Consider the following 16,241-nt stretch of genomic DNA (forward strand, 5'->3'; position numbering starts at 1 on the left):
TTTGAGTCAAACTGAAACGTCCCCAGTGACTCATTTTTTCTCAAAAAGAAACTTCTCCGGAAGTGTAACCTTAAAGTCCTTAGCAAGATGTCTGAAATCATCAGGTGTGATGGTCTGTCTCTTTGCTCCTGTCATGGAGAGAGTCTTAACCAGGATCTCTGCTGACTTCTCAACTGTGTGCATAAGGCCGAAGGTAAGATCAAAGTCTTCTCCTGCTGCGAACATTCCGTGATGAGCCCAGATTGCAACGTCATATTTCTCCATGAGTTTGCTGGTCTCAACTGCGATCTCTCTTCCGCCGGGAACCATCCACGGCACAACGCCGATTCCATCAGGGAATACTACAGGGCACTCGGTTGCCATCTCCCAGAGCTCTCTTGTGAAAGCCTCGTCTGTGAGAGGAAGCACAAATGTAAGAGCAATGGTGTTTGTTGTGTGAGCGTGATAAATAACTCTGTACTTACCGCCTGTCACGCGCTTTTTAACCTCATGATTCATAAGGTGTGAAGGAAGCTCGGAGGTAGGTCTTGCGCCGCCCTCAAGGCCCCACATGATGCGGTAGTTCTCGCCCTTGTCATCGATCTCGATGATGCCGAAGCTCTCAGCAGGCTTGATGATAACGTTCCTGAAGAACTTTCCGGAACCGGTCACCATGAAGAACTCACCTGCAAGGTCAGGGACTGTTGTTCCGATCTCTTTCCACTCACCGGCAGAAAACTCCTCTTTTACCATATCAACTTCTTCAGGCTTCATTCTGTAGGAAAGGTTGCCACCGTTTCTCTCGTGCCATCCCTGCTCCCATCCGTCGTTTGCCATGCGGATAAAGCCTTGTGTAAACTCTGCGTCTAAAACTCTCATATTACCAGTCATCTCCTATTATTTATAAATTCAAAGTTCAAACTCTCTTAGAGAGAACTTCCTTTTCGTACCTTTCAACTTCCTCAAACCACTTGCCATCTTCCGGAGCGCCGCATCTTCTGCAGTACTCGTTCCAAACATCGCCAAATGGCATGGTCTTGAGCTCTTCCTGTGTGATCATAAGCTTGGTGAATTCTGAATTATCCTGTAACTTCTTCAGCTCCTCGTTAGGTGTAAGCAGGGCATTTAAAAGAGCTTTCTGAGTATTTCTGAAGCCTGTTGCCCAAGCGCCGATTCTGTTGATGGATGCATCGAAGTAATCAAGTGCCATGAATACTCTTCCGTCGAGGCCGCCACAACGTACGATTTCCTTGGCAATCTCTTTTGTCTCATCATCAAAGAGTACAACGTGGTCTGAATCCCAGCGCACAGGTCTTGTGATGTGAAGTGCGATGTTGGGATAGAATGACAGGAGTGCAGGAATCTTGTCGCTTACAACCTCTGTTGGGTGGTAGTGACCGTTATCCATAAGAGGAATGCACTTGTCTGAATGTGTCGCTGCAAAAGACAATGTGAACTCTGCGCTACCTACTGTATAGGACTCTACGCCGATTCCAAAAACCTTGGACTCAACACAGGGCTTAACCTTGTTAAAATCAAAGGGCTCTGAGAGGATCTGCTCGATGGAATCCTTGTAACGGTCTCTTGGCCCCTTACGGTCTGCAGGAATATCCTTGAAGCCGTCGCCTGTCCAGATGTTCATTACACAGGTTTCGCCAAGCTCCTCAGCGAGGTAATTGGAAATCCTGATGCATGCCTTGCCGTGCTCGATCCAGAACTTTCTCGTCTCTTCATCGGGTGAAGAAAGAGTGAGCGGATCGCATTTAGGGTGTGAGAAGAATGTAGGATTAAAATCACATCCAAGGTTTCTAGCCTTGCAGAAATCCACCCACTTCTTGAAGTGCTTGGGCTCAAGCTTATCTCTGTCTACCCATCCGCCGTTCTCATCATCAAAGATTGCATAGCTTGCGTGAAGATTCATCTTGGCACGTCCGGGAATAAGCTTTAAAACCTCGTCGATATCAGCCATGAGCTCCTCGGGAGTTCTTGCTCTTCCGGGATAATTTCCTGTTGTCTGGATTCCGCCTGTAAGGGGCTTGCTTGGGTCTGTGTCAAAACCTCTTACGTCGTCTCCCTGCCAGCAGTGAAGCGCGATCTCAGCCTCCTTAAGCTTCTCGATTGCTTTTTCTGTGTCAACGCCGATTGCAGCGTATCTCTCTTTTGCCTGTTCGTAACTCATTTCGTATTTCCTCCGTTTATATAGTTTTATGCTCTGAATTCTTTTATCTCAAAACTGTTATAGATAACATCTCTTGCTGCCTGAAGATCAGAAAGCTCTCCTGATGCGATCATCAAAATGGCAAGATTTCCGATCGCTGTTCCTTCGATTGGTCCTGCGTAGACAGTAAGGCCAGTTGCCTGTGCTGTCATCTCATTGAGATAGGCATCCTGGCATCCGCCGCCGATGATGTTGACGGATGTGATGGTTTTTCCTGTGATTGCGGAAATCTCTTTTATGGTGTCCGCGTAGCATTTTGCAAGTCCACGATAAACACATTGCATGATTTCTCCCACTTTCTCGGGAACCGGCTGACCATGCTCTCTGCAGTGGTCCTTGATGGCGTCGATCATGCTCTCGGGTGAAAGAAATGCATCATCATTGACATTTATCTCTGCCCCGAAATCTGCGCATTCCCTTGCTGCTGCAATGAGGTCGGGGAAGCTGTAATTCTTGCCGTCTGCGTACTTACTCTTTCTGCCTTCGACATATTCCGTGCCGTTAAGCTCTCGCCTTATGGACTGGATGATCCACAGTCCCATGATGTTCTTAAGGAACCTGTATCTGTACCAGGCGCCGCCCTCGTTGGTGAGGTTCTGCTGCCTTGCGTTTTCGCTTGTTATAGGCTCTTTGTTCTCAAGTCCAAGAAGACTCCAGGTTCCGCTTGATAGGAACACCGATGAGTCGTCTCTTGCCGGAACTGCAAGGAAAGCTGAGCCTGTGTCATGGGTTGCAGGAAGGATTACCGTTGCATCAAACCCTACTTCTTCCTGAATGTCTTTTGCCAAATTACCGACTACAGTGCCGGGCATCGACAACTCTCCAAAGAGTCTCTCAGGAAGTCCAAGCCTTCTGATCACTTCCATGTCCCAAGTCTTGCCGGCCGCATTTACCAGGTTCGAAGTGGTGGCGTTGGTGTATTCCTGCTTCCTTACGCCTGTCAGCTTGTAGCCCAGGTAGTCAGGCATCATTAAAAGAGCTTGTGCCTTCTCCAGAAGTTCCGGGCTTTCCTTCTTAAGTGCCATCAGCTGATATATCGTGTTGAAGGGCTGCTTCTGGATTCCGCATCTCTCATAGAGCTCTTTTTCACTAATGAGGGAAAAGACCTCTTCCTCAATACCCTCTGTTCGAAGGTCCCTGTAAGCAACCGCATCACCCAGCATCTCTCCGGCTTCATCAAGGAGCACGTAGTCAACACCCCAGGTGTCGATGCCGATGGATTCAGGAATCATGCCCTCTGCCTTGCAGGCCTTAAGTCCATCTATGATCCCGTTCCAGAGATTGTCCGTATCCCACACAAGGTGGCCGTTTCTCTGGAGCTGTCTGTTCTCAAATCTGTGCATTTCCTTAAGCTGCATCTGCCCGTTTTCCAGCCATCCGATTATGTGGCGTCCGCTGGATGCACCTATGTCAATTGCAAGAAAATATTTATTCATATCGAAACTCCAATACATTTAGTGTCAACAATGCTATAATATGGGATATGTGAGGAATATTCTAGGACCATATCTCTCACAAAATAGGACCTTATTTGACATGTATTGTTATGGGTGATTTATGAGAAAAGAACTTGTTGAAACCTTAAGTAAAATGACCGAGGAGGAAGAGCGCATTATCAGGGAAAACGGCGCTATTTCAAAAGATATTTACACCTCCGAGGATGAGTTTGTCATCGATGCTGCCAAGCTCCTTGAGAAGGGTAAGCTCATTGCCATCCGTCCCCACACCAGATTTGCGTACTTCCCGGTGCACAGGCACAACTATATAGAAATGCTGGTGATGATAAAGGGAAATCTGACTACCAAGATCGTTGACGGCGATACTCTCTTTTTATCCGAAGGAGATATCCTTCTGATGAACCGTCACACCAGGCATGAGATCATGCCATGTAGCAGCGAAGATATAGCGGTAAACATTATAATCCTCCCGGAGTTCTTTTCCCGGAGTGATGTCTCCTATGACCGAGAGAACGTGCTGCGTGACTTCATCATCACTTCGCTGTCAGAGAAAAAAAATCACAGCGACTATCTTCTGTATCACACAAAAGATATGGTCGCTGTGGATAATCTTGTTGAGAATCTTATCTGGACGCTCACCTCAGGCCACAAAGGCATGAACCAGATTGTAAATACTACGATGGATCTTTTACTGATGAATCTTGCTGCGCTCTCTTCCGACACCCTTAAGGACATGGGCTCAAAGGGCCAGCAGACAACCATCAATGCGCTTGAGTACATCGATCATAACTATAAGAGTGGTACTCTTGATGAACTTGCGTCTGTAACCGGCTATTCGACGGCTTATTTAAGTCGTCTGTTAAAGAGTCACACCGGGAGCAACTTCAAGCAGCTCCTTCAGACCAGAAAGCTCCAGCAGGCTGCGTATTACCTGGAGAACACGACACTTACCACCGAGAAAATCATTGAGAAGATCGGGTACGAGAACAGTGCATACTTCTATAGGAAGTTTTCGGAGAAGTATGGGTGCTCCCCAAGGGATTACAGGAAGAAGGTCAGTGTGCTGGGGTAAGCGAATTGTCGAGACAACCTCTTTTACTGCGCGTCTTTGGGTAAGATTGTCAGAGCAGAGAACTTTTCTGCATTCTTCTTGGCTCTTACCAGCACATTGATCAAAACAACAACATTTGTCAAAACTGCTATGCCGCCAAGTATGCCGCCTACAATAAAATCGCCGCCCCTTATAGCAGGATAATTAAAGACTGTTCCGGCATCATACAGAGTATGTAAAGCCATTGGGACGATGAGTGCCAGAGCCCAGTATAATGCAGTAGGTCCTTCACCTTTTTGTTTGTTATACTTTGCCCTGCCAATAAACTCTCCCATGATCATGTTAAGCGTCATATGAGTGAACATTAAAGGAGTCCTGATCAATAATACAATAATCGACGCCCCAAAAGTAAAGTCTTCCACAACCGTGAAGCCAAAGCCCACAGCAGCACCAAGGAGGATATACTCATAAACGTTGTTTATCTTATTTTTTAAGATGACGATTGTGATGATGATTGCAAGAAACTTAAACAGTTCCTCCGTTCCTCCCGCTACAAAGAAGGCTGTATAAAAAGCTGCCGGGAAATTTGCCATTGCTTCACCCGATACCCCAATGCTTTTAAATGCATATGCTAAACCAAGACCGGTAGGACCGGAAATCGGTACGCAAATGCCGCCCAAAACTATCGGCAGGATTGCCTGAAGTTTCCCTATAGGCTCAGGGACTTCCCTTTTGATCATTCGAAGGTAAATAAATCCACAGATAACTAAGGCAAACAATGAAGCAATAATCGAAATAATAGTTGTTTTTACGTCCATGATAATTTCCCTTTCTCAAAAAGTTGCTATAAACAGTTCCCCTATAGCTTAGTACAGATCATTTATATACTCAGTCAGTGCCTGCCTGTCATAGAAGTGCTCCGGCTGCCGGATCACATAATCCGGTTCAACGCCCTGATCGATGTCATACACAGACCCGTTTTTCATGTAGCTTAGGCGATGATTGCTTGACATTTGAAGTATAGTCCCATCTGCAGTAACAAATGGCATTACGGTGCATGCGCCGCCTCCGCTTTGCTGCCCTAATATTGTGACCTGTCCCGATGATTTTAATACGCTCGGGACCAGATTCCCGCAGGAAAAACTGATAGGCGAAGTCAGGCAATAGAGATTGTAATCAAGGAGCGAATCCTTTTCATCGTATTTGCCATCAAGATTGGCATCTGCTCGAAAACATTCGTTGGAATAAGCGCCAGTCAGTGTATCCTGGATACATACTGAACCCTCTCCCAAAAACAGGCTGATCACAAAGCTTGCAGTAACGGTATCACCACCTGAATTCATACTAAGATCCATGACTACATTCTTTATAGGGCTTCCCCTTCTCGTAATCTGAGAATAGGAATACAGAAGAAGCCCAACTGTATCCTGGGTATCGGCAGTAGGTGCATTTTCATAATAATCAGCATCCTGATCTTTTGTCATGAAACTGTCAAAGGTGATATATGCTGTGTTTCCTACTTCTTCATAGCCCGGAACTCCATCAGGGTAAAACTTTTCTCTGGCAGTGTAATACTTCATCGCCGAACTGTTCATATCCTGAATTGACTTGCCACTCTTCCCCTCAATGTTAGTATCCAGGCCCATTCGCCACGAATTAAGCATATACCCGCTGTGCATATCATCAATATAAAGTTCCATCAAAACTTTCATCGCCTTTGCAGACATCTCGGGATCAGTACTCCTTAGCGCGTCACTAAGAGCTGTCTCAGCAAAAAAGTCGTCAAAATTCTCGATCCCATGGCTTTCTTTCAGGCCATAATAATAGTCCATTACCATACATAGTTCATTATAGGTAAACTCCGCCAGGTCCTCGCTTTTGCTCTCCTTCGGCTGTGCTTCATAATACTTTCTCAAAAGTTCCCTTCCGGGTTCCGAGCCATACTCATACACAAATACTCCTTCGTTGTTATACAAAAGACATACATAACTCGGAAGAGACAACATAATATCGCTTAAGGTCTGCATGGGAATATAGCATTTACCATTCTCTTCAATCAGGTCTATCCCATATTTTTTCAGATCAAAAACCACCTCTGAACCAAAGCGGCTGTATGAGTTTTCTTCTGAGAGTATCAGGCCATCAAATACCGTATCAGGCTGCAATACATCTATAACCGTGCTCGTCCAGGACGGGACAAAAAAGGCATCGAAATCATAAAAGCTTATTGTGTCCTTATCACAATCTATCTGCATAGGATACTGGTTTTCACGGGTAATTGTTACCACTGAGCCTTGGGCCGAAGTGGTCAGTGCATAATTTTCATCTTCAATAATCTCGTGATTTACTCTCTCCACCAGGGAGACGGCAGTATCAATGTCAAGATAGGGAATGTCTTTGCTTTCGTCAGCGAACCAGAGCTTGATACTTTCCTCATTATTGGCAGAGTGAAAATATAAAGGAATTTCCATTTCAGTAAGGGTGCTTCCGGATGATGTTCCGCAGGAGGTCAAAAGAGCACTTCCCAAGATGGTCAATGCCAAAACAGTCCAGATCTGATTGTATGATTGCTTTTTCATGGAGCACCTCCTGATTGGGCACCTGATACTTTCCCTTTATTGTGAGGAACAAACTCTCATATATAAATTATGAGCCAATTCAGATTTGAACTCCAATAAAAAATTGATAAAATGTGTTTTGTATTACGTTTCGAGCAAAAAAGGACAGATATCGCACTGATTCTGTCCTTTCCATTTTTCCACTATTTTAATAAGGTGATTTTTTGATTGAAACCAAAAGAAGATTAACTTCCGGGATAACTTATCATCCGCAATTAGATTTTCTTATTCATATAATTTGGCAAATTTGCAAAATTGACTAATGTATATTATTTTGCATGCTTTAGTGACTTGAATCAGACAATTTCACTTTCAAATTGAAAAAAATTTGACTAAGTCTGCTGAAATCTATCACCTGAGTCACTCAAGCATCATTAGAAGCTCCAAAAAGAGTGACTAAATTTGGGAATTATTGATAGTTTAGTCAAAAAATGAAAATATTTCAATGTATGCCTTTAATAGATAAAAAGGGCTATTTAAGGCATACAAAGACAAATCAAAGATCAATAATATATTAAAAATATGCCTTCAGAAAACAAAAACACCTTGTTAAGGCATATTTCTAAAATTCCGCCCCGCACTTTGTCATTGTACATAATCCCGGAATTAAACCTTTGAAGCCACCCATGCAATGAGCACTGCCAAAACCGGGAATCCTATAACTGTAGACACCCACTTGCCGATCAGTGTTTTTCCGTAGATGTACGGCATCATATCCTCTGTTCCGGGGATGATCCATGCCTATGTTTTCCTTCCAATACATGATATCACCATTGTTAGCTACTACTAACCTTGTATTATAAAAAATAATGTTCTTGTGGAAATATGATTGGAAAAGTAGTAATATAGCCAAGGCTTATTATATAAATGGAGGATTTTTCAATGGCTAAAACAAAAACTGGAACTTTTCAACCACAGACGGAACACCTATAGAGATCAGTCTGCGCAAGAATACCTGGATATCTGTCAATGGTGGCGAGGAAGTAAATGCCAAGACCATCAAAAACAGTGCTGACAGCAATTTCTTCGAAGCAGTATTTGATATTGCACTCCCTAATGGTGAGATTGCAAAGATGTTCTCTTCTACCACTCAGAAACACCTTGTATACAACGGCAGGGACGTTGTTACCGGAGAGGAGTACACAGTAGCTCCTATCCCAGCATGGACATGGGTATTTGTTGTACTTTATGCTATCAACTTTTTCGTATTTCTCGGTGGAGCACTTGGCGGTGTAGTCAATCTTTTTGCAATTCTCTTTACTGTTCAGATTGCAACCAGAAGCAAAAAATCTACCGGAGTTAAGATACTTCTTAATGTTCTCCTATTTGTAGGTGTTGTGATTCTTTCACTGGTCATCGCCTCATTGTTTTTAGGAATTCGCGGATAATAACAAAGGCCGGAGGAATCAATTTCCTCCGGCCTGTTTTTGTATGACGACGCTATGCTTTCTTCTTATATCCGCAGTCACAATACGGACCGCCTGAAGCCAGTGTATATTCCCTGACAAAATCTGAAGCACCGCCCAGTTCACTCATTGTATAGTCCAAATGGCACATCGCAGGAACCAGGTCAAAAAATCCACATTCCTGCAGGCATTCCATTATATTTCATTACTTTAGCTTTTTATGCCTCCCGTTTAATTGTTTCTGATTCGCAGGCAAAAATCGCACCTGTCTGCGCCTCTTCCCAATGTCCCCTTCCTGATGAACTCAAGTCCCGGAAGATTGCCATATATCCTGTCATCATTTCCGCAGAAGATCTTCGTGATTTCAGGGCACCCCAGTTCCGTAAAATATCTACTATAAGGACATTCTGTTACATCCATCCTGTATTCGCCCTTTTTGTTTGGGTAAAAGACATTTTGAAATCCGCAAGAAGATCCAAATATCTTTTTGGTCATTGGATCCCACATTTTAACAAATAAGCTTTTCATTCCGGGTACTCTCATCAGTCTGGCCAGCTTAGCCTGTATACCTACGCACCCTGCAATCGCAGCATCTTCAATAACTTTATATGCCGCATTCTCGCCCAGTATAGGCTTTATTGTCAGATATATTGCTGAGGAAGGGAAAATCCTGCTATCAGTATGGGTATGTACTCCCTTAGGCAATGACTCGTACTTACGCAGATACTCTGAAAGCTTAACTGTGGCATCATTCCAGAGCCTATCGCTTTGCTCCTTAGGAAAAGCCTTATCCATTTCAGCCTTTATGAAGCCTTTCTTGGACATTATCTGTTCTGCTTTACTTTGCATTTTCGATTTCCTCTCATTGAAATTCATCTCTGATTTTTACATCGCTATATTTCATGATATCACTTAATGTTAGTTTGTGCTAACTAATCACAAAAAACGTGGGTGCTCTTTTTGTGAGCACCCACTTAACCAGCCTCATATACCCTCAGAGCACCTCAAATACATGTTTGCCAACAACAGGTTTCTCGCCCTCTATTTCTGTCATGTAGGCGATAAGATAGTCCTGTAGATTCTCTTTCCCCAGCTTCTCTCGGATCTCTTTTTCCGTATCTGATCCAAGCTGCTTGCCTCTTTCGTTCCAATCCACCAGGGCGTCGATCGTATCTATAAGCAGATCACTGTCATAGTGGAACCTTAGTATATAATCTGCAAATTCCAGAAATCTCTCGGAGCGCATTATTCCAAGGGCTGTCACCAGGTTGCCGGTACTCCTGGAATCATGGACCAGCCTGGCTTTAAGTGTATCTCCGAATCTGGCAGCATCACTCATCTGGGCCTTATTCATATATTCATCTATCAGCTCATCATTAATCACGTCAAAGGTATCGATACATGCCTGCTGCTCAGCAGTCGGATAATATTTGACAAGCTCTTTTGCCGGATAAGTATCCTCCACAGACCTGTAGGAAGGAGTCTTGAGCGGTTCTACAATGGCCGGGCCTTTACTCTTAGCTTGGATCTTATCTTTAATCTTCTGAAGTCTTTCTTTGTTAACCCACTTTTTCGGCGCATCTATCCTGACATCATTTGCCATTATGAACCTATTTTGTTTCCCGCTTTTTTCCGTAAAATCATTGGCAAAGCACCTGGTGATCACAACTGCGTTAAAGGGCCGGTGATCTAACGCTGCTGCCATTGCCTTGTGATGTCCATCTAAAAGAGCTGTCAGATTCCCGTCCATGAAATAGGCAATTGCTCTGGCGCCGGGATGCTGCCTGTAATATTCAACTCTCTCCTTGTTGCATTTCTCAAAAGGTTCTGTAGCTATCGTAAAATGAGGCTTAAGGCTTCCCCACTCGCCATCTTTTAGATAAACCAGGCAAGAACCCGGTTTCACAGTATCATCGTTCGGATAATCCCAGAAAAGGTTGCCGCCTCCATCTGTTGGGTACAGCTCTGTATCCCAGATGCAGTAATATCCATCCATAAGAAGCCCCACCAAAGGCTTTATCTGCTCCAGCACCTCTTCAAAAGAGGCTGTATCAGAATTGATGGCATCAAAAGAAAACTCTTTGCTCTGCTCAAGATTGTATCCGGTCTTAACTATCTTTTCGCAGGTCGGACAAAAATATTCTTCGTCCTGAAGCTGAAAAAGAGGCTTATCACCGAACATGAGGGTCATCAGACTTTTCTTTTCCTTCTCAAAATAGGACTGGATCTCATAAATAAGTCCTTTCCCGTTTTCTACATACAGAAGTGCTCCGGGTGCGTAGAATTTCTCAGATCTGCCAAATACTGATAACGTCTCTATGTTAAGTTTTGATTTATTAAAACGTGTAAAAAGATCTATCAATTTATATTCTCCAGTTTCAATTTTGGGACTTGCATTTTTTCTTTTTCATGTTATTATACTTCTTCGGGCAATAAACAGTTTATATTTTTTTTATAGAAAGTAGCGTTATATGATAATCGTAATAGCAAACATAATATTTTTGGCAGCTTTATATCTTACACTCTGTGCAATATTTGCAAGATCAATGGGAATCATTAAGTGCATCGATCCAAACAAGGCTTATCAGAAAGAGAACAAAAGACATTTTCTCGATGGCTATAAGAACTGGAAAAGTGAAGAATACATAATAAAATCTTTTGACGGTTATGAACTTCATACCACCTATATTCCTTCAGCCATTCCTACCAAAAGATTTGTCATCCTGGTTCATTCATCTACTTACTGCAGAATCGGTGGGATCAAATACTTTAACATATTCAGGAAAATGGGATACAACGGTATTCTCTTTGATCTTCGTGGTCATGGCGACAACAAAAAGTCTCCGTCAACATGGGGCATCAAGGAGAGCAAAGACCTTCTCAGTGTAATAAATGATACCGTTGACCGTTTCGGCGATGATATCAAGATTGGTGTTCACGGCGAGTGCCTTGGCGGCGTAACTGCTCTTACCGCTCTTAAGTATCATCCTAATATCTCTTTTGTTATCGCTGACAGCTGCTACAATTCTCTTTATTCACTTCTTTGCAAGCTTGCTCAGCAGATGGCACATGTATCACCGGTACTTTTTGATCCGGCTGTAGTCTTCTTCAGGCTTATGTTTGGATACTCTTATAAAAAGATCTTTACAAGAGACAGCCTTGGTGGGAACACAGTTCCGATATGCTTCATTCAGGGTGACAGCGACTGCGTTGTACCTGTATCAGACACTATGGAGCTTGAAGACGCGACTAATGGCTATACTGAGACCCACATATTTAAAGGCGCTGATCATACCCGTAACATTCTTGTTGATGCAGACCGTTATGAAGATATCATCAGGAAGTTTTTGTTCAGAGTCAATTTTATGGAGCTTATGGCTTAAGCATTATAATTTTTGCTTCATGAGATCAAACAGTTCCAAGTCCTTCAAATGATTGGTGGTGCTAAGAAGGAGCGTTACTTTCCTGTCTTCTTCGGGGTCCTGAACGTCGCGCTGCCAAGCCCAGTAATGAGGGCCGTCGCCGATTGCTCTTAAGGTGGACATGAGGTATTCCATCACATAGGCAGATTGCTTGATATCAGTTTCACAGTCATTCTCATAAAAGCCCTGCCACTTGTCGTGCTCTCTGTCGCGCTGAGCCTTGTCTCCTGAAAGGAAGGCTTCGCGAGCGAGTCCGGCCTGGTAGAAGGCTTTTTTGTATTCTCCGGCAAGTCCAAGAAGCATGCTCTCACAGGCAAGGTTTGCTCCGAGGTAGCCATAGTACAGATATTTTATCTGCATCAGCAGAGAATCTTTGAAAAGCTCTTTTCCTGTATCGGAGAGAGCTTTTGTTGTAGTCTCACATTGTTTCAAATATTGTTCATAATTGTCAGCTGCTGCTTCCACAAGCTCTTTATACCAGATTATCTGATCTCGGAAGGTGGTGGCGCTTGTGGCCCATTTAAGGTGTGGCGCAGGACTATTTCTGTCCACAACAAAGTTCGTAGCAAGCATCCTTGTGATGTGGTTTGCGAACTGCTCTCCCGCCCTGTTGTCCTCGTGAGGGCCGAATTTCAGTGAATACTCAGGCCACTGGGAAAAGAGCTTTGAAACGGCCTCTGCGTTATCGGCTCCGTAGTAGGTCCTCGCGTAATCCTGAGTGTACTGCGCCGTGTCTGCGTTGCCGGTTTGCCAGAGCCTTGCAACAAGGTCAAGGTAGTACAGGTGGGGCTTGATGTTTGAGCAATTGATGATCCAGAAATCCTCTGCGCCATGTGAGAGGCAGTCTGAAAGCTCTTTTCCTATAAACGCAGGTGAGTTCGGCATCATGGTCATGTGATTTGCTGCCTGAAGATCATAAAAGGATACGTGGTAGTAGATACCATGTCTTCCGTGGTCGCTTTCTGTGGGAAGCGCATAAACTCGAGGGTCATCATCGTTCTGCCTGCGGGATACCATCTTGCCGTAGCCGTTGTCAGCCCATACTCTGATGACATCATCGGGGATTTCAAGGTGGCCGTCACGGTAAAGTGCCATGATTTCGCCATAGAGATTGGTGCAGCAGACTGCATCTTTGTTATGCTCTTTGACCAGGTCATACTGCATGCGAATGATCTTGCTGATGAGCTCGCCACGGGCTTTGGGCGTGTCATACCTCGTGTCGTCTGCCCAGAAGGGTTTATCACCCTGTCCTCTAAATCCAATGTTCCAGATTACTTTGCTGTCTGACTGCTCCTTGATTGCGTCCTTCCATAGACCGATGAAGAGGTCTTCGTGCTTTGCAAATGAGGGCTCCAGGTCTGGATAGGCTCTTATGAACATCTCAGCGCCCAAGGGCTCTGCGTGGTGATGGGTTATGTATAGCCCCATCCTGGACGCCAGGGCGCGGTACTTTCTTGAATTCTTATCAGTTCCAGGAATGGTCATATTTCCGCCAAGGCGCAGTAGTGCCTCAAAGGCCATCTCCCAGGGAAGTTCTGAGCTTCCGTCCACCTTCCAGGTTGCTAAAAGGACTTCGTCGTTGATAAACCAGCCACGGTAGCGGACTCTTGGTTTTTCGGATTTATAGGTGAAACCTTCGGGAATCTCTATGCTCTCGCGGCGCTGTATCTTCTGGTCGTTCCAGAACCACAGCGGCTGTATACCGAGAAAGCGCCTGCTTATCTCATAGATACCGTAGATAAAACCAAGGTCGTCGGAGGCTTTTATGGTCAGGGTATTGTCCTTGCATGAGAGTATGTAGGTTTCAGCTTCAAGGGAATTATCTTCCTCAAGGATAAGGTTGGGAGTCAATGGGGATGGTTCAGTTTTGGACCCTGGGGACGGAGTCAGTGGCTCATTTTTCAAGGATTGTGACGAAACCGCATTTTCTCGCAAAAAATGAGCCACTGACTCCGTCCCCAGGGTCCAAAACTGAACCGTCCCCATTGACTCACTTAAATCTCTTTTCAAGTGACCTAATGCATGTAAAACAGGCTCGCTTGCTTCGCCTGTTATTATGGTTAATTTTGTGTTGATGATCATAGCTCTTTTGCCTCCTGCCGGCGTTTATATCAAGCTGAATTTGCTTGTTTATTTGCTGATAATTCAAGGATAACAGAAGCCTCCGATTTACATAATTGCTTTACGCTAACTTGGTCGTTTTTTATAAGATTTCAACTATGAATGAACTAAAATGTGCCTATTAATGATTTAGACTAATATGAAAGAAAAAAGATAAATTGCAAATATCAACTTGAATGAGCCCAGGGGACGGAGTCAATGGCTCATTTTCAGGAGTCAAGAGAACCGTCCCCCTGACTCACCCCTGACTCCTACTTTTTCGTCGGATACTACTGTCTGGCACTGAAATTTGTTCAAGGACAGTAGCCATGATCGTCATGTTTGAGTAAACACTACTGTCTGTGAATCAAATTTCCCATGAGACAGTAAAAATTTGCTTTAAACTAGCTCCTTGCACGTCTAAACACTGCAAAACTGTGAATTTTCTACTGTCCCTAGAACAAATTTGTCGCAGGACAGTAGCCTACGCCAAATGTGGCATACAAATTGAGTCACCGGGGACGTTTCAGATTGACTCACGCGAAGCTCCACTCATGAAAGAGGAATCACCATGAAAGACATGACAAAGGGCAGCATTATCGGTGCCATCATTTCTTTTTCAATTCCAATGCTTATTTCAAGCATCTTCCAGCAGCTGTATTCTCTGGTGGATACTTATATCGTGTCGAGATACCTTGGACCGGACGCGCTGGCAGGAGTTGGGGCGACAGGTCTTCTGACATTTCTGATGCTCTGTATAGCGCTTGGAATGGGCGCCGGCGGAGGTCTTATCATCGCGCAATGTTATGGCAGCAAGAACTATGAAAAGCTTCGCAGTACCATCATTTCCATGAGCTATATCATGCTGTTTCTGGCAGCCATTATGTCATTTCTCGGATTCGTTTATTCAAGGAAATTCCTTGTATTCCTGAAGGTTCCGGATAACGTCCTTGACTATTCCGTCACCTACATCAGGATCATCTTCGTTTTCTCCATAGGCACGGTTCTCTACAACCTGACATCATCAATACTCAGGAGCATAGGCGATTCCAAGACTCCGCTCTATGCGCTCATCGCCGCCTCCTTTATCAACATCGGCCTGGACCTTTTCTTTATCCTGAAACTGAATATGGGCGTGGCCGGAGCAGCTTACGCAACAGTCATTTCCCAGTTCGTTTCCGGCCTTATCTGCCTTGTGATCATAATCAGGAAAAGAGCTGACCTAGGCTTTAACGGCGTCGGAAGCCTGCTGCCGGATGCACATACTCTGCTTCTTATCATCAGGACATCCCTGCCTTCGACCTTTCAATCGTCCCTCATTACACTTGGAGGAATCTCTGTACAGAGGCTCATCAACTCCTTTGGCAGCGATGTCATGGCAGGATATGTTGCAGCCAGCAAGGTGGATTCACTTGCCATTCAGGTCATCCTCTCCGTTGGCAATGCGCTGTGTGTTTTTACCGGGCAGAACATTGGAATCGGCAATCTTGAGAGAATAGAAAAAGCACTGAAGAAGTCACGAATCATCATGTTCTTCAGTGCTGTTGTCATTGCTATTTGTGCATATACCTTCAGATTTTGCATCGTAGGCATATTCCTGGATGCAGATGCTAATCCGCTTGCTCTTAACACAGGTGCGCAGTACCTGTCAATCGTAGGTGTCGCATACCTTATCTGCGCCATCATGCAGAGCTACCAGAATGTCATAAAAGGTGCCGGCGACGTCAACACCTGCATGGTCGCAGGGCTCACGGAGCTTGCGGGCAAAATTATATTTGCCTATGCTGCATCTCCTTTCCTTGGGCCTCTTGGGATCTGGATCTCTACGCCATTTTCATGGGCTTGCGGATGTGTGATTCCTGTTGTCAGGTACTACTCTGGGAAGTGGAAATTCAAGACTCTTGCATGAGATTTTGAGTCAACTTGAAACGTCCCCGGTGACTCATTTTGAGTCAAAGAGAACCGTCCCCACTGACTCCCCACTGACTTA

General features: G+C 44.5%; 13 protein-coding genes. 4 read left to right on the forward strand and 9 right to left on the reverse strand.

Annotated elements, in window-relative coordinates:
• Positions 1–30: 30 nt before the first annotated feature.
• Genes rhaD through rhaB form a run of 3 tightly spaced genes read right to left on the reverse strand, consistent with a single transcriptional unit; the run spans position 31 to position 3,633 of the window.
• Positions 31–858: a rhamnulose-1-phosphate aldolase gene (gene rhaD, locus G632_RS0108635; RefSeq protein ID WP_022768621.1), complete on the reverse strand. Its 828-nt coding sequence runs from the start codon at positions 856–858 to the stop codon at positions 31–33.
• Between the two features lie 37 nt (positions 859–895).
• Positions 896–2,158, reverse strand: coding sequence for an L-rhamnose isomerase (locus G632_RS0108640; protein WP_022768622.1), 1,263 nt, complete (start codon positions 2,156–2,158; stop codon positions 896–898).
• Between the two features lie 26 nt (positions 2,159–2,184).
• Positions 2,185–3,633, reverse strand: coding sequence for a rhamnulokinase (rhaB, locus tag G632_RS0108645; RefSeq protein WP_022768623.1), 1,449 nt, complete (start codon positions 3,631–3,633; stop codon positions 2,185–2,187).
• Between the two features lie 121 nt (positions 3,634–3,754).
• Here rhaB and G632_RS0108650 point away from each other — a divergent pair, with 121 nt between their 5' ends.
• On the forward strand, positions 3,755–4,726 hold the full coding sequence (locus G632_RS0108650; RefSeq protein WP_022768624.1) for an AraC family transcriptional regulator: 972 nt from the start codon (positions 3,755–3,757) through the stop codon (positions 4,724–4,726).
• 23 nt (positions 4,727–4,749) lie between these two features.
• Here the strand turns inward: G632_RS0108650 and G632_RS0108655 are convergent, their stop codons facing one another.
• Both G632_RS0108655 and G632_RS0108660 read right to left on the reverse strand, forming a co-directional pair.
• Positions 4,750–5,523, reverse strand: coding sequence for a PrsW family glutamic-type intramembrane protease (locus tag G632_RS0108655; RefSeq protein WP_022768625.1), 774 nt, complete (start codon positions 5,521–5,523; stop codon positions 4,750–4,752).
• A gap of 48 nt (positions 5,524–5,571) precedes the next feature.
• A complete protein-coding gene (locus G632_RS0108660) occupies positions 5,572–7,284 on the reverse strand; it encodes a S41 family peptidase (RefSeq protein ID WP_022768626.1) in 1,713 nt (570 codons plus the stop codon).
• Positions 7,285–8,396: 1,112 nt separating this feature from the next.
• Between G632_RS0108660 and G632_RS0108670 the strand changes: the two genes are divergently transcribed.
• Positions 8,397–8,711: a hypothetical protein gene (locus G632_RS0108670; RefSeq protein ID WP_022768628.1), complete on the forward strand. Its 315-nt coding sequence runs from the start codon at positions 8,397–8,399 to the stop codon at positions 8,709–8,711.
• A gap of 52 nt (positions 8,712–8,763) precedes the next feature.
• On the opposite strand, the gene G632_RS21735 is transcribed toward G632_RS0108670, so the two are convergent.
• The 3 genes from G632_RS21735 to G632_RS0108685 form a co-directional block, all read right to left on the reverse strand.
• The gene (locus tag G632_RS21735) at positions 8,764–8,925 is read right to left on the reverse strand and encodes an L-2-amino-thiazoline-4-carboxylic acid hydrolase (protein WP_022768629.1); all 162 of its coding nucleotides are present in this window, start codon (positions 8,923–8,925) and stop codon (positions 8,764–8,766) included.
• A gap of 35 nt (positions 8,926–8,960) precedes the next feature.
• Positions 8,961–9,578, reverse strand: a complete 618-nt coding sequence (locus tag G632_RS0108680; RefSeq protein WP_022768630.1) for an L-2-amino-thiazoline-4-carboxylic acid hydrolase — start codon at positions 9,576–9,578, stop codon at positions 8,961–8,963.
• A 145-nt stretch (positions 9,579–9,723) separates the two neighbouring features.
• A complete protein-coding gene (locus G632_RS0108685; RefSeq protein ID WP_022768631.1) occupies positions 9,724–11,091 on the reverse strand; it encodes a hypothetical protein in 1,368 nt (455 codons plus the stop codon).
• A 109-nt stretch (positions 11,092–11,200) separates the two neighbouring features.
• On the opposite strand from G632_RS0108685, the gene G632_RS0108690 reads away from it, so the two are divergent.
• Positions 11,201–12,112, forward strand: a complete 912-nt coding sequence (locus G632_RS0108690) for an alpha/beta hydrolase (RefSeq protein WP_022768632.1) — start codon at positions 11,201–11,203, stop codon at positions 12,110–12,112.
• 3 nt (positions 12,113–12,115) lie between these two features.
• Here G632_RS0108690 and G632_RS19405 read toward each other — a convergent pair whose 3' ends face one another.
• Entirely contained in the window at positions 12,116–14,233 is a 2,118-nt protein-coding gene (locus G632_RS19405; protein ID WP_051154917.1) for a glycosyl hydrolase 115 family protein, read from the reverse strand.
• 589 nt (positions 14,234–14,822) lie between these two features.
• Here G632_RS19405 and G632_RS19410 point away from each other — a divergent pair.
• A complete protein-coding gene (locus G632_RS19410) occupies positions 14,823–16,160 on the forward strand; it encodes an MATE family efflux transporter (RefSeq protein ID WP_022768634.1) in 1,338 nt (445 codons plus the stop codon).
• Positions 16,161–16,241: the final 81 nt, after the last annotated feature.

This window comes from Butyrivibrio sp. NC2007, from assembly GCF_000421405.1.
Classification (GTDB): Bacteria; Bacillota; Clostridia; order Lachnospirales; family Lachnospiraceae; genus Butyrivibrio.